Raw genomic sequence first — 21,333 nt, 5'->3', positions numbered from 1 at the left:
GTCCGCCGCCCGGTTACATAAACAGCAGATAGTTGAGGGTGAGCGCGGTCACCAGGGCGCCGGCCATGGGCACGCAGGTGCGCTTGACCACCACGAAGGGGGAGACCTTGGCGATGCCCGCGCAGGCGATCAGCACCGCCGCGATGGGGGAGACGGTGCGACCGATGCTGGAGGCGAGCTGCATCGGCAGCAGCATGGTCACCGCCGGTACGCCGAACTTGGCCGCCACGGCGGGCGCCAGGGTGGAGAAGCTCAAGAATGCCGCGTTGCCCGAGCCCATGATGACCGCCGCCACCATGATGAGACCTACCATCACCAGGGTCATCAGACCGCTGCCGATACCGGCATTGCTGGCCGAGTGCAGCAGGGTATCGATGGCGCCGATGGCTTTGAGGGATTCGGCAAACAGCTCGGCACAGACGATGAGCGCCACCACAGGGCCGAACACCTTGCCCATGCCGTCGAGGAAGCTGGAGAGCCCGGCGAAGGCGGTGCGCACCGAGCGGGTGCGCAGCAGCTCGCACAGCATGCCGATAAAGACCGACAGCAGCATGGCCACCTCCACGCTGACGCTGATGGTGGTCACCAGCAGCTTGGAGAAGGTCATCATCAGCACAAAGGGGATGATGGGCAACAGGGCGTACCAGGTGGGCGCCGCGACCGCCTCGGTGCCCTGCTCGTCCAGCTCGGCGTGCTCGCCGCGATGCAGGGCCGGATCCCAGCCATCCTGACGGTCACAGTACCGCTGCCAGAAGAAATGCAGCACCATGGTCACCAGCAGCATGGGGGCCACCAGCCAGATCTGGTAGTCGACGAAATAGCTGGTGGGATCCATGCCGGACTGGCCGGCGGAGAAGATGGCGTTGGTCTGGGTCGGGCCGATTTCGAACGCCTGGGAGGTGGCGATGACGCCGCAGGCGGAAGCCGGGCTGATGCCGAGGTTGCGCATCACCGGGTACATGGTGACCATCAACAGCAGGCCAAGGCCGGTGGCGGAGGTGACGAACAGGGAGACGAAGACCGCCACCAGGTAGCAGATGGCCAGCATCAGGTAGCTGGACTGGATGCCCGCCACCGGTTTGACCGCCACCCGCACCAGCGCCTGGGAGGCACCGATATGGGACATGTAGGTGGCAAAGCCGGCCACCGCCATGATGGTGAGGCCGAGGCCCGCCGCACGGTAGGAGAAGATCCCCTTGAACACCTCGAACAGATCGAACAGGGCGAAGCCGGTGCTCTTGTCGGCGGGCAGAATGGGGTGCAATCCCAGCCAGTAGGCGACGGTGAAGATGGCCATGCCGGCCAGTGCCAGCACCGCCTGCGGGTTGTAATCCTTGACGATGCCGTAGACCACGGCCAGCAGTACGAGCAAGACGAAGACGAGTTCCAAATATTCACTCCTGATAAAGTTATCGAGGAGCGAAATCTAGTGGTCTGACCGCGCTTTCCCATTGATCCCCGTCAAGAAAGATGGCTTGACCGCATCCCAATGAAATAAAATGCTACACACTTAACAAAAAACAGCAATTTAAACTAAAGGCAAACCTTTAGAATCCCTTTGCCACGCGTTCTGGCGAATAACCTCAGGCTTTTTTGCTTTGGATCAACGTCAGGGGCCAGTGAACTGGCCAAGATGCGCATCGACACACAGCGACCATTCGCGCCGGAGAGAGTTATGACAGACCGAGCCAACGCAGGCATGACGACCTGCGACTACAAGCTATGGGACATCCTCGTCGAGTCTGCAAAGGAACGCACCACCATTCGTTACTCCAAGCTGGCCAGGCAGGCCGGACTGGAGAATTGCCAGGATGAGCTGCGCACGCTGCTGCAACGCATCCGCATGTACTGCACCGAGCACCAGTTGCCGATCCTCTCCGCCATCGTGGTGGACGATGTGGGCAAATATACCGGCCTCTCCTCCAGTCTGCCGGACGCCCCCTGGGAACGTGCCAAGGTGTTTGACTACCAGTGGCCGGTTGCGCCCTGAGTCATCCACCCCTCACAATAACGCGCCCGCCGGCGCGTTTTGTACTTCTTTGGGCCCCCTTTTCCTGAACCGCAGGCAAAAAAAACCCGCCGAGACGGCGGGTACTAAGCAAGCAACGCTCTGGATGACCAGAGTAAAGAGTTCAGGCTGTCGAATCTTGCCACCTCCGGCACCACGCGAAAGAGGTAACAGGACAACATGGGTTTGCATAAATCGCTGATTTATCCAAGCTTCATGCTGACCATCGACGGGAAATGAGACTAAAGTGAAGGCCCTGCTTAAGGAAATGATTTATTAGTATTCCATTATGCACAGAATGAATTTACGAGGCGTCGACCTCAACCTGCTGGTGGTGCTCAAGGCACTGCTGGAGGAGCGCAACACCACCAAGGCCGCCGAACGGCTCGCCATGAGCCAGCCGGCCGTCAGCCGGGCACTGGCCCGCTTGCGTCTGCTCTATGACGATCCCCTGCTGATCCGCACTCCCCAGGGCATGGAACCCACCGCCCGGGCGGAGGCCTTGCTGCTGCCGCTGCGGGAGATCCTGCACGACATCGAGCAGACCTTCAGCCCCCCCGAGCAGCTCGACCCCGCCCAGTTCGAGGGAGTGCTGCGCATCGGGGCCCACACCTATGTGGAGTATGTGATGATGCCGAGCCTGCTGGCCCGGCTGCAACAGCAGGCGCCCAACCTGCGCATCCACATGGTGCCGCTCAATGCGGACTACGAGAGCCAGCTCGACGAAGGGGTCATCAGCATGGTGATCAGCAAACAGGACGAGGTACCCGGCCGTTTTCGCCGCATCCCGCTGTTCGAAGACAAGCTGATCTGCGCCGCCCACCGCAGCCACCCGCTGCAGGGCCAGGTGCTGTGCATCGAATCCTTCGCCCAAGCCCAGCACCTGCTGGTCGCTCCCCGCGGCAGCGAAGGGGGCATCGTCGATGATCTGCTGGCCGCCCACGGCATGACCCGGCACACCCCCTTGATCGTGCAAAGCTTTCTGGCTGCCCCCTTCATCCTGCCGTGCGCGCCTCTGCTGCTCACCTCCCCGGCTCGGGTGCTGCGCCCGCTGATGCCGCTGCTGGATCTGGTGGAGTACGAGACCCGCTTCGCCCTGCCCACCTTTGAAGTGAGCCTCATTCGCCATCGTCGCGACGACAACAACGCCATGCTCAACTGGTTCGAATCCGAACTGCACCTCTGGTGTCGCACCCAGAGCGAACTCTGATGCCCGCCGGCGCGTCCCGCGCCGGGCACTTTTCCCCTCCCCCCAGGCCCGACCAGCGCCTCGCCCCACCTCCCCCATGCGCATCGGCGTTGCCTTGAGATCGCCACAATGCCAGAATCGGGCCTCTTCTTGATTTCCCGTTTCAGGACTCAAGTTTCGGCTTTCCGGGCCCATGCCCGCAGACAAGGACTCCCCATGGCCACCACCCTCTATGGCATCAAGAACTGTGAGAGGTTAATTATGGAAGAACCACAAAAAAGCCTGAGGTAACCACAGGCTTACTGATTTACTTAAAGCTTGGAAAATCAATTAGAAAGCACCATTCTGGCGTAACGCAGTTGTGAACCCGCTAAACGCTTTTGCATGTGTAGATGAGTTGGATACATCTTTGCTACCTACAGGTGAGAAGCTAGCTACCATGTACTTCGTGTAGGTTGAGACTTTCATCTTCACAAGCTTAGACTGAGCGATCTTTTCGTATTCCTTCGTAGAAATACAGAACCGACGGAGTGAAAAGCTAGGGACAGATACATACATCAAACCAGAGTAGACGGTTGCTCCGAAGTCTGTATGTGCACTACAAACCCGCCCATCAATCATCTGACCATCAGCATTGATTTTCAGTGCTACCACATTCTCTATCTGAGGGTAAATCGCGTCCAGATACACATCCTTACTACCCGAATGCCACTCCAGATTGATAAACAAATTGTACTGTTCACCCATTCCCAGAATGCTATCTACGGATACTATTGTCTTTTCCGCCTCGAAAGAGTCTTTTTTAACAACCACATCTCCGGATGGTTGCTCACTCAGTGACGCACACCCACTTATTAATCCAACTGCCAGCATGGCAGCCCCAAAAACAGCTTTCATCTTCATCCCTAAATTATTGTTTTGATTAGCTAAAAGTGAGGTTTCCCTCACCAAATAATAGCAGTATGGTTATGTATGCAGTATCCGGTGAACACTTGACACACTGATACCCAACCGCTTTGCCACTGATGCCTTAGCGATGCCCTGCGATAGAAGACGCAGCACCTCGTCCCGCTTTTCCATCGCGGTCGGCTTTCGGCCCTTGTAGACCCCTTTTGCCTTAGCCAAGGCAATCCCTTCCGCCTGACGCTCCAGCATGATTTCCCGCTCGAACGTGGCGATAGCTCCGATCATGGTCAACATCAGCTTACCTGTCGGGGTAGCCGTATCGATGCCCAAATTCTGGATCTGCAATGTTACCCCTTTGGCGTGTAGCTGGTCTGTGATCTCCAGCAAGTGCCTAGTGTTTCGAGCGAGTCGATCTAACTTGGTGACTTTTAGCACGTCCCCAGACCGGGCGAACTCGAGCATCGCCTGTAGTTGCGGCCTATCCGTCTTGCTACCGCTGACCTGCTCATGAAAAACTTTTTCACACTCCGCCAGAGCTATCAGTTGCTGCTCCAGCGATTGCCCCGTGGTCGAGACACGGGCATACCCGATGATTGCCATGATGGCCTCCCAATAGGCTCAAGACCCTGCAAGAAAAACGTGTCAAAACTCGAAAACCAACCCGTGTGACAGGGGTTGCCGGGGGTGCTTCCGGTCTGTCACACGGGCATGGTCTATTGAGCGTCCGGCTCCTTCGGCGGGGGCGGCGGTGTCTGCATCGAGTTGACGGCCTCCTTAATGAGGACGCCCAAGGCTGCCAGCAGTGCCGCCTCCAACGCTTTCAGTAACGGGTTTCCTTGCTGCTCATTCATACGCCTTCTCCTTGCTGGATGGCTCCCGACAAGGGGCCAGATGTGATGTATTCCATGGGATTCTCCTATGGTGTTGGTCTCATCTGGCTTATACCGGCGTTTGGTCTGAATGTTGCCTGCTCGTTTTCCTTGTGCTGGTGGGGTTTGGGATTGTTTTTGCCGGGCAATCAACCGGGCAAGATCGTTGCAATCTTCTCGGAATCTCTCCTTCGGGTGGCTGGTAAGCTCCCCCCTCGGTGCAGTAAATAGATAAGAGTCAGTGTAACTAAACGGGTATATATATCGGGCTGGAACAGCTGGAACACCAGACACATACCGCCGAAAAGCCCATGAACACGCTGTCGGATGTGTCGATGAGACTCAAATCGACCAGACACATCACCCCGAAATGTGTCGATTGGCAGTCACTCGCGGCGGGGTCAGACGGTGATAGGCCAGATTACCGCTATGCCTCTGACTCAACCGCCAGCCAAGCCGCTCTGCTATCGCTTTAAGGTCTCGTCCCGGCTGAGCTGGATATCGTAGATACCCGGCTGGATCGCAGGTATAAGCACTCTGGGCAGAATCTCGCGTGATATCAAGATGTCGGCCATCACCCGGCTCTGCCATAGCCATCAACAGCCCTTGCAGGTACTCCTCCACGCTTAGGATGCGTCCCTGAGCACGACAGATGGTGGCCCACAGCTCTTGTTCCTCGTGCCGTATCCTGAGCGGTCTGAGGCCCGTCTGCTGCTCGATGTAGGCATCACGCTGGTGGTCTGCTTGGCGGTTCGCTGGCTCCAGATGATAGGCTTCATCAAACTCCAGCAAGTACACCTCCTGCCGGATCGGTTTGTCAAAATACTTCCCGTTTGGGTCGAACCACTGCAAATCTACCCGAAAATCCACCCGGTAAGGGTCGCAATCGAACTGCGGGATCACCTCCATTCGCAAACCCGGTTGCTGCATTTGAAAGTAAGTAACCAGCGGGGCCAAGTATTCCACATAAAATGCAGCCTCATGGCGGCTTTGCCTTTCATCATGTGGTAACTCCAGCCCGGTAAGCTGCTCGATCTCCGCTATTAGCCTCAGGTTTAAGTGAGAGCTGGGGCCATAGGTCAACACAGCCAAGGCTTGTAAGGGAGTCCACGTCCCCAATCCATTATCCGGTTCGGGAACCTCCGGAAGGTCGAGTCCCTGCACCTGCTGGATGTTGGCGATTGCCCGCTTGACGTACTGACTGAATCGTCGAGTGCTTCGCTGACTGAATCCAGGAATCTGCGAGAGCAATGCTTTTGGGTCGATGCCCCTCTGTGAGTGGTGCCCAACAAAGATGCCTACCACGTCCAACTCCCCTTGTAATGCCTTCACTTTGACTCTTGTAAACTCAAGTCCTCAAACTCATCATCCAGACCGCTGGACGCATCTTTCCGATGTGACTCATACTCATCGGTCTCACCCTTCACCCACGCAGCATCAATATAGGGAGCCTCTGAGGTTGTCCTTAACAACTCCTCACCACTGAGATCTCTAACGCTACTACCTGCCAGCTTGGGTTTGAAAGCTTGCTCTAGCATGAATTTATCATCTAGCCCCTTAAATACTGCGGCCAGATCATAACCATCGTAGCTAAATTTGATCTCTTTCAGCACTGCTTTCAATTGGCTATTAAATAGTTGACGCTGCTCAGTGCTGATCAGTTCTTCTGGTTTCAGTAGATTGAGAATAGTTTTTTCTGACAGCTCTAGGCTCATGAGCTCGCTCTCAATTTCGTGTATTTTTTCCTCTAAGGCTTCGCAGTTAGCTTTAATCTTTACAAATTCTTTTCGAAAAGTAGCATCATCATCAAAATCTAATATGGATTGAGCTGCTTTACTCTTCTTTCTACTCTCAACATCGAGCTGAGCAGTCAATGTGGCCAACTGTTCTTTTAGAGATAAAACCTTCTCATTCTCCCCCACCCGTCTTTGCATTACTTCTGATAGAATGCAGACTGCTTGTAATAACTGAGGCTCAACTTTGTTATAGAGCATGTTTGGCAGATTGCACCCTGTGATATTCTGCTTAGGACAAACAAGATAGTTGCGAGGGCTCCCTACTCGTCCTTTATTTTGGTAGCGTAACGCCTCCCCACACTGACAACGAAGTATACCGCTAAAGAGGTTGTTATAAGTGCCTTTCCGATAGGAACCACTATGATTACTTCTCTGGCTGATAATATGCTGCACTTCGTTGAATAATATTGGCTCGACTATTGCCGGATAATATCCCCAGATAGGGCTACCCTCCGGAATTCGCTTGCCATCCTTTATTTGATGTGGCTGAAATACCCCAATCACAGATTCGCTCTTAATAACCGCTTGAATGCCTGCTGGACGCCAGTCAGTTTCTTTTCCAAAAGTCTTATAACCCTTATCCAGAAAGATCTTGGCTATTTGCTCATAGCCACAGCCGGATTTGGCCAACTCAAACATCTCGTTCACAACGGCTGTTCGTTCGGGGATTGGCATGATCTTACCCTCCTCCCATTTCAGCCATGAGGGAAGACGAGAGTTTTTCATTACTTGATTGTTGTCTCTGGCCTGTTTGCGGCCTTTGTCCCAAGCTTTGCGACTACGGTCACTCTTAGTTTCTGACTCGTTATTAGCACGCACCATGAACATAATAGAAAGCAATAGATTTTGAGTCTCAACCTGCCCTGAGCGATACACCGCATTATCATCAAGGGTAACGATCACTATGCCTGCACTAATGATGGCAAGGAATTGACTTAGAGCTGCCTCAACAGCTTGTCGACTTAGGCGGTCTACTGACTCGACCAATAAATAAGAACCTTGCTCAATTTTTCCACTCTTCACTGCATCAAAGAAGCGACCCAAGGCTCCTTCCGTCATGTTAGCCCCACGAAATGCACTCGTACCAAGGTCATCAATCGTCTTCTCTACAAGCTGGAGATTGTGCTTGGCACAGTAGTCGGTAGCCTTCTGAAGCTGACGGTGATAACTGTCTCCCTGTGCCTGCTTTGGGGTACTGAATCGAATGTAGGAATACGCCTTCGGGGGACGGCTCATGACAACTCCTTTTACATTGGCCCACATTCAGGAAGTAGTGAACAAGGCTGAGAACTAAGATGAGGTGAGCCTACCAGAATGACGGCACTTCTAACAATATTCATTGTGTTTTTTTTTGCCAAACATCGATCATATCGACCAATGCAAGCCTTCTACCATGGTGGCTAACCCAAAGCGGCCTCGTTTCCATGCGTGGAGATCGTCTGTATGCTACAGCCCATCAAACGGAACACGGTGAACCCCATGGAAAACAAGAGCGAATGTAAAGTCGTACTTTACGGCATTTCCCCCAAGAACTGCGACACCATCAAGAAAGCCCGCAAGTGGCTGGAGCAGGCCGGCATCGACTACCGCTTTCACGACCACCGTGCCGACGGCTTGAACCCGGACGATCTCGACCGCTGGCTGAACCAGCTCGGCTGGGAAGCGCTGCTCAACAGCCGAGGCACCACCTTCCGCGCCCTGCCGGACGAGGCCAAACAGGGGCTCGACACCGCCAAGGCGCGCGCCCTGTTGCTGGAGCACCCGGCCATGATCAAGCGCCCGCTGCTGGATCGTGACGGCGAGCTGACCCTGGGCTTCAAGGCCGATCACTACCAATCCCTCTTCTCTCGTTAAACTTTTTTGCTAAGGAACGCTGATGTCGGATGTCATCGCACTGGCCAAGGATCTGATCCGCCGCCCCTCCGTTACCCCGCTGGATGAAGGGTGCCAGACCCTGATGGCGGAGCGCCTCGCCAAGCTCGGCTTCGTCATCGAGCCCATGGTGTTCGAAGACACCACCAACCTCTGGGCCCGCCGCGGCAGCGAGGGGCCGCTGTTCTGCTTCGCCGGTCACACCGACGTGGTGCCCGCCGGCCCGCTGGACAAATGGCACACCCCGCCGTTCGAGCCGACCATCCAGGATGGCGTGCTCTATGGCCGTGGCGCCGCTGACATGAAGGGCTCGCTGGCCGCCATGGTAGTGGCGGTCGAGCGCTTCGTCGCCGAGCATCCGGATCACTCCGGTTCCATCGCCTTCCTGATCACCTCCGATGAAGAGGGGCCCTTCATCAACGGCACCACCCGGGTGATCGACACCCTGGAAGCGCGCCACGAGAAGATCACCTGGTGCATCGTTGGCGAGCCCTCCTCCACCGCCGTGGTGGGGGATGTGGTGAAGAATGGCCGACGCGGCTCCATCACCGGCGATCTGCTGGTGCGCGGGGTGCAGGGCCACGTCGCCTACCCCCATCTGGCGGACAATCCCATTCACAAAGCCGCGCCGGCGCTGGCCGAGCTCGCCGCCACCGTGTGGGATGAGGGCAACGCCTACTTCCCCCCCACCAGCTTCCAGATCGCCAACATCTCGGCGGGCACCGGTGCCTCCAACGTCATTCCCGGCGAATTGCACGTCCAGTTCAACTTCCGCTTTAGCACCGAACTGACCGACCAGGATATCCGCGAGCGGGTCGAAGCCCTGCTGGACAGGCATGGTCTGGATTACCAGATCGACTGGACCCTCTCCGGCCAGCCCTTTCTCACCGACACCGGCAAGCTGCTGGCGGCGGCGGTCTCTGCCATCGAGGCGGTGAACGGCCAGCAGCCGGCCCTGCTCACCACAGGCGGCACCTCGGACGGGCGCTTTATCGCCCCCACCGGCGCCGAAGTGATCGAGCTGGGCCCGGTCAACGCCACCATCCACAAGGTGAACGAGTGCGTGAAGGCGGACGACCTGGATCTGCTGGCCGACATGTACCAAGGGGTGCTCGCGAGGTTGCTGGCATGACCCAGGAGCAACTGCTGGGGTTGGATGAAGGTCACCTCATTCTGATGGGGCAAGGCCCGCACCGGCTGACAGCCGCCACCGCGGCGGCCTTCAACGACATGCAGGTGGCCGCCGCCCACGCCGGTTTCAACCTGCAGCCCGCCTCCAGCTGGCGGGGCTTTGATCGCCAGCTCGCCATCTGGAACGGCAAGTGGCGCGGCGAGCGGCCGCTGCTCGATGCCCACAGCCAGCCCATCGACGCCCTGCCACTGAGCGACGAGGAGCGCCTCCACGCCATCCTGCGCTGGAGCGCCCTGCCTGGCACCAGTCGCCACCACTGGGGCACCGACCTCGACATCTACGACCCGGACTGCCTGCCCGCTGGCACCAGGCTGGCGCTGGAGCCCTGGGAGTATGAAGCCGGGGGCTGGTTCGCCGACCTGAGCGAGTGGCTTGAGGATCGCATGAACGACTTTGGCTTCTTCCTGCCTTACGCCAAACCGGTCGGTGCCGGTAGCGGTGTCGCCTACGAGCCCTGGCACATCAGCTTTGCGCCTGAGTCCCGTGAGCAGCGGCTCGACCCGGCGGCGCTGGCACTTTGCCTGCAACAGGCGGATATTGAAGGCAAGGCGACCATACTGGCCAACCTCGACGAGATCCTGGCCCGCTATGTCACCCTGGCCACCGACGAAAGGAGTAGCACATGAACCTCTGGCTCTGGATAGGCTTGCCACTGCTCTTCCTGCTCGGCCTGTTTCTCAACGCCATCAAGGACATGAAGCGACTGGAGAAAGAGCTGCCCCGCTACAAGGACAAGATCCGGGAAGTGAAGGACGACGAGGACGACTGACTCGAGTCCGCCAGACAGGGGCACCCACGGGTGCCCCTGTCGCTATCTGTCCACTTTGTGAACATGGTCACGTTGCTCATCGCGCTGGCGACGCCGGCGCCCCCCTTTTGATGGCCAGAACCCTTCGCAGCAATGACACCAAAAATGTAAAAAACTGCAAATAAATGCACAATTAAGCCACACCGAGCCTAACAAACTGCATATAATGTGCCTGATTTGCATTTTGACAGAAGGAGTTCGCCATTGGATGCCGTCACCATCAACAGTTTTTTCCTCGTCGCGGCCTTGTTGGTGGGCGCCAGTGTCCTGTTGAGCGCGCTCTCCTCCCGTCTCGGTATCCCCATCCTGGTGATCTTCCTCGCCGTCGGCATGCTGGCCGGTGAAGATGGCCCCGGCGGCATCCACTTCGCCGACTACTCCATCGCCTATCTGGTGGGCAACCTGGCGCTCGCCATCATCCTGCTCGACGGCGGCATGCGCACCCGGGTCTCCTCGTTTCGGGTGGCGCTCTGGCCCGCACTGTCGCTGGCCACGGTCGGGGTGGCCATCACCACCGGCCTCACGGGCCTGGCCGCCGCCTGGCTGTTTGATCTCAACCTGATGCAGGGGATGCTGATCGGCGCCATCGTCGGCTCCACCGATGCGGCGGCGGTGTTCTCCCTGCTCGGCGGGCGCAGCCTCAACGAGCGGGTCAGCGCCACCCTGGAGATAGAGTCGGGCAGCAACGACCCCATGGCGGTGTTTCTCACCGTCACCCTGATCGAGGTGCTGGCCAGCGCCCAGCAGGACCTCAACGCCGGCTTTCTGCTGCTGCAGCTGCTCAAGCAGTTCGGGCTGGGCGCCGGCATCGGCCTTGGCGGCGGCTGGCTGCTGTGGAAACTCATCAATAGCGCCAAGCTGGCCCCCGGCCTCTACCCGCTGCTCACCGTCAGCGGCGGCCTGCTCATCTTCGCCCTCACCACGGCGGTGGGCGGCAGCGGCATCCTCGCCATCTATCTCACCGGCCTCTTGCTCGGCAACCTCTCCCTGCGCAGCCGCAGCACCACCTTGTCGGTGCTGGACGGCCTGACCTGGCTCAGCCAGATCGGCATGTTTCTGGTGCTGGGACTGCTCGCCTCCCCCCACAAGCTGCTGCCCATCGCCCTGCCGGCGCTGGCGCTGGCGATGTGGATGATCCTGTTCGCCCGCCCCATCTCAGTCTGGATCGGGCTGCTGCCGTTCAAGAACTTCGCCCCCCGCGAGCGCTGGTTCATCTCCTGGGTCGGCCTGCGCGGCGCGGTCCCGATCATCTTGGCGGTGTTCCCCATGATGGCGGGGCTGCCCAACGCCCAGCTCTACTTCAATGTCGCCTTCTTCGTGGTGCTGGTCTCGCTCATCTTGCAGGGCAGCTCGCTGCCGCTGGCCTCCAGGCTGGCGCGGGTGGAAGTGCCGGCGCCTCCCTCGCCCATCAACCGCTCCGGGCTCGAGATCGATCTCGACAGCCAGTGGGAGACCTTCGTCTATCGCCTGAGCGACGAGAAGTGGTGCATCGGCTCGCCGCTGCGGGATCTTCGCATGCCCAAGGGCACCCGCATCTGCGCCCTGTTCCGGGATCAGGAGCTGCTGCACCCCTCGGGCAGTACCTGTCTGCAATCCGATGACATCCTCTGCGTCATCGGCCACGAGCGCGACCTGCCCGCCCTCGGCCAGCTGTTCAGCCAGGCGCCAGAGCAGGATCTGGGCCCGCGCTTCTTCGGCGACTTCCTGCTGGAGGCGGCCGCCAACCTGGTGGATCTCGCCCCCCTGTACGGGCTGGATGTGAGCGAGGTGGCGGATCAGACCCTCGGCCATTTCATTGCCCACCAGTTGGGCGATAATCTGGTGGTCGGCGACCACGTCGAATGGCAGGGACTGATCTGGACCGTGGCCGAAATGGACGAGGGTGAACCCCGCAAGATCGGGGTGCGCTTTCTGGAAGAAGATCCGGTCTGATCGTCGTTGTCTGCCTCGTCCTCTGCGAGAAGGGAGTTACCTATGCCTTACCAAACCCTGTTGTCCGGCTTGCAACCCCCTTCGCCCCAGCTGGGGGTGATCGAGGGCTTCTTTGGCAAGGGCTGGAGCTGGGAAGCCCGCGCCCGCTACGCCCAGTGGCTGCCCCGCCACGGTTACGGCTTCTATCTCTATGCCCCCAAGGAAGATGGCTACCTGCGCAAGCACTGGGCCAAGCCTTGGCCTGCCGCCCAGCTCGAGGCGCTGCGCCAGCTCGCCCGCCAGTCCCGCGACAACGGCCTCGCCTTCGGGGTGGGCCTGAGCCCCATGGGCGCGCACCACGACTATGCCCGCCAGCGGCCGGCCCTGCTGGAAAAGGTGCGGCTCATCGAGGAGGAGCTCAAACCCGACATCCTGGCCGTGCTGTTTGACGACATGAAGGGGGATACCCCGGATCTCGCCCACTGGCAGCTCACCATCGCCCACGACATCGCGGCCCACACCCGCGCAGGCCGCTTGCTCTTCTGCCCCAGCTACTACAGCACGGATCCCGTGCTGGAGAAGGTGTTCGGCGCCATGCCGCCCCACTATCTACAGGATCTGGGGCAGGGGCTGGACAAGCGCTTCGAGATCTTCTGGACCGGCCCCAAAGTCTGCTCCAGCGACTATCCGGCAGCCCACCTCAAGCAGGTGGCCGAGTGGCTGCATCGCAAGCCGTTCCTGTGGGACAACTACCCGGTCAACGACGGCAGCAAGGCCAGCAGCTTCCTGCACCTGCGCGCCTTCGAGAACCGTCCGGCGGAACTCGCCGAGCTGACCTCGGGCCACGCGGTCAACCCCATGAAGCAGGCGGCGCTGTCGGTGCTGCCGCTGGCCACCCTGCCCATGAGCTACAAGCTCGGCAAGCAGTACGATCCGGACAAGGCGCTGCACGCCTCCCTCAATGCCACCTGCGGCCCGCAGATCTCCGCCATGATCCAGGCCGATCTGCCGCTGTTTCAGGACATAGGGCTGGCCCAGCTGACCCCTGAGCAGGTGGCCCACCTCAAGGCCCGCTACCTGCCGTTTCGCGACCAAGCCTGCGTCGGCGAGATCCTGCGCTGGCTGGATGGCGAATACGTGTTCGACCCGGACTGTTTGACCGACTGACCCCACCACAGAGACCCTGCCACAGGAGGCTGCATGGATGCGTCCCTGATTTACCAGAACCTGGCGGTGATCGCCGCCTTTCTGCTGGTCTACAGCCTGATCGCCGGGCGCTTTGAATCGCGCCTCGTCAACGGCCCCCTGCTGTTTCTGCTGATGGGCTGGCTGCTGGGACCGGGCGGCATCGAGCTGCTCTCCCTCTCCATCGACAGCGACGGCATCAAGCTGTTGGCGGAGCTGACCCTGGTCATCGTGCTGTTCAGCGACGCGGCCAACACCAACTGGCAGGTGCTGCTGGCCAACCGTGCCCTGCCCATCCGGCTGCTGCTGATCGGCCTGCCGCTTACCCTGGCGGCCGGCGCCCTGTTCGGTCACTGGCTCTTCCCCGACTTGCCGCTGCTGGAGATGGCGATCCTCTCCACCATACTCGCCCCCACCGATGCGGCGCTCGGCAAGGCAGTGGTGAGCAACCCGGCGGTGCCCGCCCCCATCCGGGAGGGGCTCAACCAGGAGAGCGGCCTCAACGACGGCATCTGCGTGCCTGTGCTGCTCCTGCTGCTGGCCCTCATCGCCCCTACCGAACAGCACAGCGGCACCGGCCTGCTGGCACTCACCTTGCTGCTGGAGGAGATCGGTATCGGCCTGCTGGTGGCCTGGGGGCTGACCAGCCTCACTCTGCGCCTGCTCAAGACCTCCTACCTCAACGGCTGGCAGTTGCCGCTCTGGCGCCAGCTCACCATGCCGGGGCTGGCCCTGCTCTGCTTCGCGCTGGCCCAGACCCTGGGCGGCAGCGGCTTCATCGCCGCCTTCGTCGGCGGCCTGCTGATGGGCCGCAAACTGGGGGAGCACAAGCACGCCTATCTGGACAGCTGCGAGGGGTACGGCGATCTGCTCTCGGTGGTGATCTGGATGGTGTTCGGCGCCACCCTGATGCCCATGCTGACGGAGCTGCTGCACTGGCAATACTGGCTCTATGCCGCCGCCAGCCTCACCCTGCTGCGCATGCTGCCGGTCTGGCTGAGCCTGCTCGGCACCGGCCTCAAGCCAGAGCTCAAGCTCTTTATCGGCTGGTTCGGCCCACGGGGGCTGGCCAGCATCGTCTTTGCGGTGATGGTGTTGCAGCACGAGCCGGCCCTTCTCGGCCAGCGCCCCATCATCGCCACCGTGCTCTGCACCATCATCCTGAGCGTCATCCTGCATGGCCTGACCGCCAACCCCTGGGTCGCCCGCTTCAAGCCCCAGTGACCCATTGAAGGGATGTGCCGCCAATGAAAAAGCCCCGGGATCACCTCGGGGCTTTTCTTTATGAGGCTATCAGGCACCAGGCGCGCCCGTGCCGGCCATAGCCAAGCCTGCCCTAGGAGCTCTCCCCCTTTGCCTCGGCCCGGTAGACCAGGATCCCCGGCTTGTTCTGCACGTACTCCAGGAAGGGGGAGTCCACCACCTGCATGTTGCTCGAGAGAGAAGAAGCATTGCGCAGCACGGGGCCGTTCTCGCCACGGATGAAGATGCCGGTGTGGGTGACGTCTAGCCCGGCAAGATCGGTATAGATGCCGATGTAGTCGCCCTCTTCCAGCAGGCTCAGGGTGTTCTCGTCGATGCTGGCGGAGGGAATGTAGGTGATGTCCCGCGCCGTCACCCCCAGCCCCGGAATGTAGTGGCCGCCGTCCGCCTTCTGGTTGAGCTGCTTGGCCGTGGTCACCACGGCGCCGCCCACCAGATGGGTCACGTCGCTCACCCGGTTGTCGCCATGCACCCAGTCAGAGAAGAAGTGCTTTCTGGTCAGGTAGTTGACCTCGCCGTTCACGTAACGAGTGTGTATCAGGTTCTCGATGAAGTGATGCACACTCGTTGCGCGACGCAGTGACTCGACGTAATCCAGATAGGTGAAGCAATCGAGCCCGCCAAAATCCACCACCAGCTGCTCCTGGGTATCGCTCGAGCCGACCAGCCGGTTGGCGACGTAGGGATTGCCAAGAAAAAGCCCGGAGAAATCCCTGATCGACTGACCCGGCGAGCCCTGCGGCCGGGCAAACAACTCGATAAGCTGCGGCTCCTCGATGTTGTAAAAATCGAGGTTCCTCTCTTTGTCGGCGACTGCCGCGCCGGCAAACAGCAGCAATGCGATGCTGGTTAGCCTCATCATCCTTAATTCTCCTTGCTCAGAATGTTAAAAACGGACCGTTCGCACCCTCTTGCGGCCGCAAGCGAATGCCATTCGAGACTGACGATATTGCGACCATTTGCAAACCGGATAAATGTAAGCAAATGTGGCCAGCCTTCCCCATCCCGTCCCGGCGACCGCATCCATGGTCGCTCCTTGTAGCCGCAGGCATCACGAAAAAGCCCCGCAGGGCGGGGCTTTTTGGCAGGTTCAAGTCGGCTGACAAGCGAATCAACCCAGCGCCAGCCAGACCCCTACGCCAAACATCAGGGAGCCGGCGATCCGGTTCATCAGGGTGACGTTGCCGCTCTTGGCGAGGAAGTGGCGCAAGGTGCGGCCACCACTGGCGTAGAGCAGCAGGCAGGAGAACTCGATGACCAGGATCAGGGCCACCAGGGCGCTGATCTGCGGCGCCATCGGCTTGGCCGCGTTGATGAAAGGGGGCAGCAGGGAGACCATGAAAGCCCACCCCTTGGGGTTGGCGATGGCGGTGACGAAACCCTGCATGGCCAGCGCCAGGGGACGGGTCTCCTGGGCCGCCGACAGATCCGCCGGGATAGCCAGCTTGCCTTTGGCCTGCCACATCTGGATGCCGAGCCAGATGAGATAGGCGCCGCCCACGTATTTGAAGGCGGCAAACAGCGCCGGGTAGTTGAGCATGACGGCCGCCACCCCGATCACCGACAGTACCGACACCAGGCCGACCCCGATGAGCTCGCCCCACATCATGTGCAGGGTGCGGCGCACCCCCAGACTCATGCCGAGGGTCATCGCCAGGGTCATGCACATGCCGGGGGTCACGGAGACAAAAAAGAACGTGGGAATAAACAGCGCCAGAATGGCGGGATCGATCCAGTCGGACACACTACACCTCCATGGTAACAGACCGACGATCTTGCCTATCACATTCATTTAACACAAGAAAAAACCTTTTCGTTCAGCATGATTTCAGCCATAAAAACCTGTGACAAGGTTTGTCGCGCCTGTGTAAGATGCCGCCTTGTTCCTCTTCTGGGTCAGGATCTTTCATGTCATTGAATAATCTCTCTATCCGTCTGCAAGTACTCATTCCTCTCCTGCTCGCCAGCCTGCTGATGATCCTGATGATCGGGATCGGCAAGCAGGACATCGACAGCGCCATCGGCGACATGAACGACACCACCGTCAGCGTGACCCGTCACAAGGACGACATCGCCACCCTGATCCACGCCACCTACCGGCTGCGCACCACCGCCATCTATGGCCTCTACGACCCCGAACGCTTTGCCACGCTGCCCGGTGACCTAACCGCCGCCGAGCAGGAAATCGGTACCATCCTGGCCAGACTGGTCATCACCGGCGCCGAGCAGGACAACAGCCGGGTGGCGGCTGCCCTGCAGGCCTACCTCGGCCATACCCGCAACAACATGCTGCCGCTGCTGGCCGCCAAGCACCAGGGCAGCGGCGATCCCGCCGCCTATGAGCAGGCCCGCCTGCGCTTTCGCGAGCTGGGGGAAGATCTCATCAAGCAGATCGATGCCATGTCCGCCCACATCAACCAGCTGATCCAGGATGAGATCGCCCAGGAGCAGGCCCACTACCACGCCACCCTGCTGCGCACCCTGCTGCTGATGGGGGCAGCCCTGCTGGCCGCCCTGTTTGGCGGCTGGTGGCTCTCCGGCCGGATAGTGCGCCCCATCGGCCAGCTGCAGCAGGTGATGCACGCCGTGGCCGAGGGCCGCTTCAACGTGCGCGCCGCCGCCGACGGCGACAACGAGCTGAGCCAGCTGGCCGCCGACATCAACCAGACCCTGACCCAGCTTGGCAATACCATCCAGACCCTGACCGGCATCAGCGGCAACGTGGCCTCCGCCGCCACCGAGCTCGCCGCCGTGATGACCCAGTCCGAAGCCAACGCCCAGCAGCAGCGCAGCGAGACCGAGCAGGTCGCCTCCGCCGTCACCGAGCTGGCCAGCACCGCCGACAACGTCAACCACAACGCCGCTCTGGCCGATGAACTGGCGCGCGATGCCAACGACAGGGTCGAGCAGGGGCTGACGCTGTTTGCCGAGAGCATCCAGGCCAACAGCCGCATGGCGGGCAGCCTCGAGAGCGCCGCCGCGCAGGTGGCCCAACTCAAGTCCCAGTCCGAGCAGATCGGCAAGGTGATCGAGGTCATTCAGGGGATTTCGGAGCAGACCAACCTGCTGGCGCTCAACGCCGCCATCGAGGCCGCCCGCGCCGGCGAAACCGGCCGCGGCTTTGCGGTGGTGGCCGACGAGGTACGCATGCTGGCGGCCCGCACCCAGGACTCCACCAAGGAGATCCAGGCCATCATCGAGCAGTTGCAGAGCCAGTCCCAGTCGGCCAACAGCGGTGTGCAGGAGACCCTCGCCATTCTGGCCCACAACCAGCAGCTCTCCGGCGAGGTGCAGGCGCTGCTGGGTGGCATCACCGAAGCGGTCAACCAGATCAACGGCGCCAACGCCCAGGTGGCTACCGCCGCCGAGGAGCAGTCCTGCGTCACCGCCGACATCAACCGCAACATCACCAACATCCACGAGATCGTCAACCAGAACGCGGCCGGCATCAGCCAGAGTGCTGCCGCCAGTCACGAACTGTCACAGCTCGCCGAGCAGCAGCGCAAGCAGCTGGCCCAGTTCCAGCTGTAACCACGTCCTCATGAGCGCAGCAAGGCCCCGGATCCGGGGCCTTGCTGTTAATGAAGCTGACGGCTTGTTGTTGTTTTAAACGCTCTTTTTTATAACATGGCTTCATTGGGGGCTGGGCTACCTCACCAAATATGGGTATGGTAGAGGCACGTCACTCCCCCCTCATGCGAGATCATCATGAAGCTGTCCTTCAAGAAACCGGCCTTCATCGGCCTCGGGCTCATCGCCCTCGTCTCCGCCATCTGGCTCGATTTCTATCTGCCGGAGCACACCATCGCCACCATCACCGGGGTCGAGGTGAAACGCACCGACAAGGATGGCCCCATCAGCCAGAAGAACCCGGCCGACGGCCCCACCACCGACGTCTACTACATCTACACCGAGCGGCCCGGCGAGAAGATTCGCGTGTTCCGCAACGAAGATACCGAGTGGGGCTGGCCCTTCTACTTCAAGTTCAACGCCGCCGACGTGCAGGCCAAGGCCAAGTCGATGGAGTTCGAAAAACGGCTGGCCATCATTACCTCCTACGGCTGGCGCATCAACATGTTCTCCATGTTCCCCAACGTCACCAAGATTGAGAGCACCGAGCCCGACGCCTCCACCTGGAGCTTCTTCCGCTGGTTCTGGTTCGGCATCTGGGCCCTGGTGATGGGCAAGGCTGCCATCGCCACCTGGCGCTACTTCGATCGGCTCGAGGATGAGATATGAGCGACGCCGCTTGCCGGAGGAACGGACAATGAGTGAGCCGAGCAAGACGCGCACCAGCTTCTATCGCCGGCTCTACGTGGCCTGGCTCATCAGCCAGGGCACGGATACGGTGCCGGCCATCATGGAGGCGACCGGCATGCCGCGCCGCACCGCGCAGGATACGCTCAGCGCCCTGGCCGAGCTGGACATCAGCTGTGGCTTCGAGCAGACCGAGGGGGCTCGTCATCTGCAGGGGCACTATCGCATCAGTGACTGGGGGCCCATCAATCCGGCGTGGATCGCGGCGCAGCTGCCTGCCATCAAGGAGACATTGGGTTATCCCTAAGGTCGTCTGTGACTGGGGGACAATCCGAGCAATCCTGTCAGGATAAAGGCCCAGCTGCCGACCATCAAGGAAACGCTGGGGTATCCCTAATCAGGTCTCTGCCCACCAAAATAAAAGAGGGTCAGCCTTGTAGGCTGGCCCTCTTTTATTTATCTGTGCCAAGGCTTCGGCCTTGCACCTATTCGGGGAAAGGCTCCTCCGGCAGCGGATCCTGGGTCTCCCCCTTGGTGCAGTCGATGATGGAGCGCTTGGGGTTGTTGGGATCGCGCAATAGCAGGGGAGCCAGCCCGGCGTCGTGCTGCTGCTCGTCAGAAAACTCGCTGCCATAGGCGTTGTGGGTCAGACGCCGCGCATTGGCGATGGGGGTATCCACGAACAGGGCGTGCACCTCGAAGGTAGACGAGGGGATGAGAAAGCCGCTGATGGGCAGACCGTGCAGATCCTGGCGGGTCTTGTACCAGGCAAAGCCGTCCATCACCTTGTAGGGGGTGAAATGTTTGAGCTGCGGGTGCACCGGCTGGCCGGTCTCGCTGTCGAGATAGAGATCGTCCAGTTCGCAGGTCGCCAGCCCCTGCCACATCGATTCGAACGGCGTGGCACACCCCGTCAGTTGCAACCCGGCCAGCAGTGCCAGCCCTGTCTTCCACATCGCTTCGCCCCTTCTTGCAAGAGTGGAACTGCGTTCAGTCAAAGGCCCGCAGCCGCGTGACCAGCAGATCGATAAAACCGGCCCGATCCAGCCCCAGCAACACCAGCGCATTGGCCGCTTTGCCGGTCAGACCGTAACGATCCACCACCGTCATGCCGCTAGTATGGGTGCCGCCGGTCTCGATATCGACCCGGCACTCGACCCCGTGAAACAGCGCGGGGGCCAGCAACCAGGCAATGGTACAGGGGTCGTGCAGCGGTGCGCCAGCAAATCCCCACTTGGGATCCCGGTGGTAGATCATGAAAAAGTCGAGCAGGCCGGCCACGCACTGGGCCACCGGATTGGTGATGGCGCGTACCCGTTCGATATCCTCGTCCATCACCTGCGCCTCATGGGTCACGTCCAGCCCGCACATGGTGATGGGGAGCCCCGACTTGAACACCATATCGGCCGCTTCCGGGTCCACATAAATGTTGAATTCCGCCGCCGGGGTCCAGTTGCCTGCTCCCGCCGCGCCGCCCATCAGCACGATGCGGGCGATCTTGGATTTCAGCTCGCGGTGAGCCGCCAGCAGCAGGGCGATGTTGGTGAGCGGGCCGGTCGGCACCAGGGTCACGGGCTCCGGGCTCTCGCGCAGGCACTTGGCCATCAGCTCAAGGGCAGTCATGGCCACGGGGGCAAAGCCCGGATCCGGCAGTTTGGGGCCATCGAGACCCGATTCGCCGTGGACGTTGTCGGCAATGATAAGCTCCCGGGCCAGCGGCTTGTTGGCCCCTGCCGCCACCGGGATGTCGTCACGCCCCAGCAGGGTCAGGATGCGCAGGGCATTGTTGAGGGTCTTGTCCGGCGTCTGGTTGCCGGCGCTGGTGGTGACCGCCAGCACCTTGAGTTCGGGGCTGGCCAGCGCCAGGATGAGGGCGATGGCATCATCGTGGCCGGGATCGCAATCGAGAATAACGGGCAACGCCATGGACGGACTCCTTACAACATGACAGGGAGCCATACCTTAGCAAGCGGCGGCAGGATTAACTCTGGAGGGAGTCACAAAACGCCTTGGCCAAACAGATCAATCACTTGCCAACTAGACTCAAGTCAGTTCGCCGCGCTTCGCCGGTTCGGGT

Annotated in this window: 22 protein-coding genes; 12 read left to right on the top strand and 10 right to left on the bottom strand. The window is 60.2% G+C overall.

Translation table 11 applies throughout. The annotated features are described in order from the left end of the window. Positions 1 to 13: 13 nt before the first annotated feature. Positions 14 to 1,390 (bottom strand): C4-dicarboxylate transporter DcuC, encoded by a 1,377-nt coding sequence (dcuC, locus tag OKC29_RS06540; RefSeq protein WP_073349570.1) that lies wholly within the window; start codon positions 1,388 to 1,390, stop codon positions 14 to 16. Positions 1,391 to 1,675: 285 nt separating this feature from the next. On the opposite strand from dcuC, the gene OKC29_RS06535 reads away from it, so the two are divergent. Next, a complete protein-coding gene (locus tag OKC29_RS06535; RefSeq protein ID WP_024943845.1) occupies positions 1,676 to 1,990 on the top strand; it encodes a hypothetical protein in 315 nt (104 codons plus the stop codon). A 316-nt stretch (positions 1,991 to 2,306) separates the two neighbouring features. Next, positions 2,307 to 3,218, top strand: coding sequence for a LysR family transcriptional regulator (locus OKC29_RS06530; protein ID WP_005298997.1), 912 nt, complete (start codon positions 2,307 to 2,309; stop codon positions 3,216 to 3,218). Between the two features lie 309 nt (positions 3,219 to 3,527). Here the strand turns inward: OKC29_RS06530 and OKC29_RS06525 are convergent, their stop codons facing one another. From OKC29_RS06525 to OKC29_RS06505, 5 genes are all read right to left on the bottom strand, one after another. After that, positions 3,528 to 4,094 carry a hypothetical protein gene (locus OKC29_RS06525; RefSeq protein WP_043851305.1) on the bottom strand — a complete coding sequence of 189 codons (567 nt, stop codon included), beginning with the start codon at positions 4,092 to 4,094 and terminating at the stop codon, positions 3,528 to 3,530. 69 nt (positions 4,095 to 4,163) lie between these two features. After that, entirely contained in the window at positions 4,164 to 4,703 is a 540-nt protein-coding gene (locus OKC29_RS06520; protein WP_043851304.1) for a recombinase family protein, read from the bottom strand. Between the two features lie 113 nt (positions 4,704 to 4,816). Continuing rightward, a complete protein-coding gene (locus OKC29_RS06515) occupies positions 4,817 to 4,954 on the bottom strand; it encodes a hypothetical protein (RefSeq protein WP_010674054.1) in 138 nt (45 codons plus the stop codon). A gap of 378 nt (positions 4,955 to 5,332) precedes the next feature. Beyond that, a complete protein-coding gene (locus OKC29_RS06510; protein WP_043851303.1) occupies positions 5,333 to 6,304 on the bottom strand; it encodes a hypothetical protein in 972 nt (323 codons plus the stop codon). Beyond that, positions 6,301 to 8,004 carry a recombinase family protein gene (locus OKC29_RS06505; RefSeq protein WP_171280323.1) on the bottom strand — a complete coding sequence of 568 codons (1,704 nt, stop codon included), beginning with the start codon at positions 8,002 to 8,004 and terminating at the stop codon, positions 6,301 to 6,303. The genes OKC29_RS06510 and OKC29_RS06505 overlap by 4 nt, the downstream gene beginning before the upstream one ends. A 243-nt stretch (positions 8,005 to 8,247) precedes the next feature. Between OKC29_RS06505 and OKC29_RS06500 the strand changes: the two genes are divergently transcribed. From OKC29_RS06500 to OKC29_RS06470, 7 genes are all read left to right on the top strand, one after another. Beyond that, positions 8,248 to 8,622 carry an ArsC family reductase gene (locus tag OKC29_RS06500; RefSeq protein WP_270669160.1) on the top strand — a complete coding sequence of 125 codons (375 nt, stop codon included), beginning with the start codon at positions 8,248 to 8,250 and terminating at the stop codon, positions 8,620 to 8,622. Between the two features lie 22 nt (positions 8,623 to 8,644). Beyond that, positions 8,645 to 9,772, top strand: coding sequence for a succinyl-diaminopimelate desuccinylase (gene dapE / locus OKC29_RS06495; RefSeq protein ID WP_073349566.1), 1,128 nt, complete (start codon positions 8,645 to 8,647; stop codon positions 9,770 to 9,772). Then, positions 9,769 to 10,458, top strand: coding sequence for a M15 family metallopeptidase (locus OKC29_RS06490; RefSeq protein WP_073349565.1), 690 nt, complete (start codon positions 9,769 to 9,771; stop codon positions 10,456 to 10,458). The genes dapE and OKC29_RS06490 overlap by 4 nt, the downstream gene beginning before the upstream one ends. Further along, entirely contained in the window at positions 10,455 to 10,601 is a 147-nt protein-coding gene (locus tag OKC29_RS06485) for a hypothetical protein (RefSeq protein ID WP_005298986.1), read from the top strand. The genes OKC29_RS06490 and OKC29_RS06485 overlap by 4 nt, the downstream gene beginning before the upstream one ends. A gap of 243 nt (positions 10,602 to 10,844) precedes the next feature. Next, positions 10,845 to 12,572 (top strand): potassium/proton antiporter, encoded by a 1,728-nt coding sequence (locus OKC29_RS06480; protein ID WP_011705375.1) that lies wholly within the window; start codon positions 10,845 to 10,847, stop codon positions 12,570 to 12,572. Positions 12,573 to 12,614: 42 nt separating this feature from the next. After that, a complete protein-coding gene (locus OKC29_RS06475; RefSeq protein ID WP_073349563.1) occupies positions 12,615 to 13,718 on the top strand; it encodes a beta-N-acetylglucosaminidase domain-containing protein in 1,104 nt (367 codons plus the stop codon). Positions 13,719 to 13,751: 33 nt separating this feature from the next. Next, positions 13,752 to 14,960 carry a cation:proton antiporter gene (locus OKC29_RS06470; RefSeq protein ID WP_073349562.1) on the top strand — a complete coding sequence of 403 codons (1,209 nt, stop codon included), beginning with the start codon at positions 13,752 to 13,754 and terminating at the stop codon, positions 14,958 to 14,960. Positions 14,961 to 15,072: 112 nt separating this feature from the next. Here OKC29_RS06470 and OKC29_RS06465 read toward each other — a convergent pair whose 3' ends face one another. Beyond that, a complete protein-coding gene (locus tag OKC29_RS06465; protein ID WP_073349560.1) occupies positions 15,073 to 15,861 on the bottom strand; it encodes a DUF1460 domain-containing protein in 789 nt (262 codons plus the stop codon). 249 nt (positions 15,862 to 16,110) lie between these two features. Beyond that, the gene (locus OKC29_RS06460; RefSeq protein WP_011705371.1) at positions 16,111 to 16,743 is read right to left on the bottom strand and encodes a LysE family translocator; all 633 of its coding nucleotides are present in this window, start codon (positions 16,741 to 16,743) and stop codon (positions 16,111 to 16,113) included. A 164-nt stretch (positions 16,744 to 16,907) separates the two neighbouring features. Here OKC29_RS06460 and OKC29_RS06455 point away from each other — a divergent pair, with 164 nt between their 5' ends. From OKC29_RS06455 to OKC29_RS06445, 3 genes are all read left to right on the top strand, one after another. Further along, positions 16,908 to 18,530 (top strand): methyl-accepting chemotaxis protein, encoded by a 1,623-nt coding sequence (locus OKC29_RS06455; protein ID WP_049049206.1) that lies wholly within the window; start codon positions 16,908 to 16,910, stop codon positions 18,528 to 18,530. A gap of 177 nt (positions 18,531 to 18,707) precedes the next feature. Then, a complete protein-coding gene (locus tag OKC29_RS06450) occupies positions 18,708 to 19,238 on the top strand; it encodes a DUF1523 family protein (protein ID WP_016350163.1) in 531 nt (176 codons plus the stop codon). A gap of 28 nt (positions 19,239 to 19,266) precedes the next feature. Beyond that, complete coding sequence (locus OKC29_RS06445; protein ID WP_029303501.1) at positions 19,267 to 19,563, top strand: winged helix-turn-helix domain-containing protein; 297 nt, start codon at positions 19,267 to 19,269, stop codon at positions 19,561 to 19,563. Positions 19,564 to 19,741: 178 nt separating this feature from the next. On the opposite strand, the gene OKC29_RS06440 is transcribed toward OKC29_RS06445, so the two are convergent. Further along, a complete protein-coding gene (locus OKC29_RS06440) occupies positions 19,742 to 20,212 on the bottom strand; it encodes a hypothetical protein (RefSeq protein WP_073349558.1) in 471 nt (156 codons plus the stop codon). 34 nt (positions 20,213 to 20,246) lie between these two features. Further along, the gene (rihA, locus tag OKC29_RS06435; protein ID WP_073349556.1) at positions 20,247 to 21,182 is read right to left on the bottom strand and encodes a pyrimidine-specific ribonucleoside hydrolase RihA; all 936 of its coding nucleotides are present in this window, start codon (positions 21,180 to 21,182) and stop codon (positions 20,247 to 20,249) included. Between the last annotated feature and the right edge of the window lie 151 nt (positions 21,183 to 21,333).

The sequence above is a fragment of the Aeromonas sp. QDB34 genome (assembly GCF_027705405.1).
Lineage (GTDB): Bacteria > Pseudomonadota > Gammaproteobacteria > Enterobacterales > Aeromonadaceae > Aeromonas > Aeromonas hydrophila.
The sequence above is the reverse complement of the archived record's forward strand: the minus strand, read 5'-3'. Positions and strand labels throughout refer to the sequence as shown.

What these genes read in the sequence shown, in the direction of transcription:
- OKC29_RS06535 (WP_024943845.1), top strand. Translation starts at nt 1,676, where the DNA reads ATGACAGACCGAGCCAACGCAGGCATGACGACCTGCGACTACAAGCTA.
- OKC29_RS06530 (WP_005298997.1), top strand. Translation starts at nt 2,307, where the DNA reads ATGAATTTACGAGGCGTCGACCTCAACCTGCTGGTGGTGCTCAAGGCA.
- OKC29_RS06525 (WP_043851305.1), bottom strand. Translation starts at nt 4,094, where the DNA reads ATGAAAGCTGTTTTTGGGGCTGCCATGCTGGCAGTTGGATTAATAAGT.
- OKC29_RS06520 (WP_043851304.1), bottom strand. Translation starts at nt 4,703, where the DNA reads ATGGCAATCATCGGGTATGCCCGTGTCTCGACCACGGGGCAATCGCTG.
- OKC29_RS06515 (WP_010674054.1), bottom strand. Translation starts at nt 4,954, where the DNA reads ATGAATGAGCAGCAAGGAAACCCGTTACTGAAAGCGTTGGAGGCGGCA.
- OKC29_RS06505 (WP_171280323.1), bottom strand. Translation starts at nt 8,004, where the DNA reads ATGAGCCGTCCCCCGAAGGCGTATTCCTACATTCGATTCAGTACCCCA.
- OKC29_RS06500 (WP_270669160.1), top strand. Translation starts at nt 8,248, where the DNA reads ATGGAAAACAAGAGCGAATGTAAAGTCGTACTTTACGGCATTTCCCCC.
- dapE (WP_073349566.1), top strand. Translation starts at nt 8,645, where the DNA reads ATGTCGGATGTCATCGCACTGGCCAAGGATCTGATCCGCCGCCCCTCC.
- OKC29_RS06490 (WP_073349565.1), top strand. Translation starts at nt 9,769, where the DNA reads ATGACCCAGGAGCAACTGCTGGGGTTGGATGAAGGTCACCTCATTCTG.
- OKC29_RS06485 (WP_005298986.1), top strand. Translation starts at nt 10,455, where the DNA reads ATGAACCTCTGGCTCTGGATAGGCTTGCCACTGCTCTTCCTGCTCGGC.
- OKC29_RS06475 (WP_073349563.1), top strand. Translation starts at nt 12,615, where the DNA reads ATGCCTTACCAAACCCTGTTGTCCGGCTTGCAACCCCCTTCGCCCCAG.
- OKC29_RS06470 (WP_073349562.1), top strand. Translation starts at nt 13,752, where the DNA reads ATGGATGCGTCCCTGATTTACCAGAACCTGGCGGTGATCGCCGCCTTT.
- OKC29_RS06465 (WP_073349560.1), bottom strand. Translation starts at nt 15,861, where the DNA reads ATGATGAGGCTAACCAGCATCGCATTGCTGCTGTTTGCCGGCGCGGCA.
- OKC29_RS06455 (WP_049049206.1), top strand. Translation starts at nt 16,908, where the DNA reads ATGTCATTGAATAATCTCTCTATCCGTCTGCAAGTACTCATTCCTCTC.
- OKC29_RS06450 (WP_016350163.1), top strand. Translation starts at nt 18,708, where the DNA reads ATGAAGCTGTCCTTCAAGAAACCGGCCTTCATCGGCCTCGGGCTCATC.
- OKC29_RS06445 (WP_029303501.1), top strand. Translation starts at nt 19,267, where the DNA reads ATGAGTGAGCCGAGCAAGACGCGCACCAGCTTCTATCGCCGGCTCTAC.
- OKC29_RS06440 (WP_073349558.1), bottom strand. Translation starts at nt 20,212, where the DNA reads ATGTGGAAGACAGGGCTGGCACTGCTGGCCGGGTTGCAACTGACGGGG.
- rihA (WP_073349556.1), bottom strand. Translation starts at nt 21,182, where the DNA reads ATGGCGTTGCCCGTTATTCTCGATTGCGATCCCGGCCACGATGATGCC.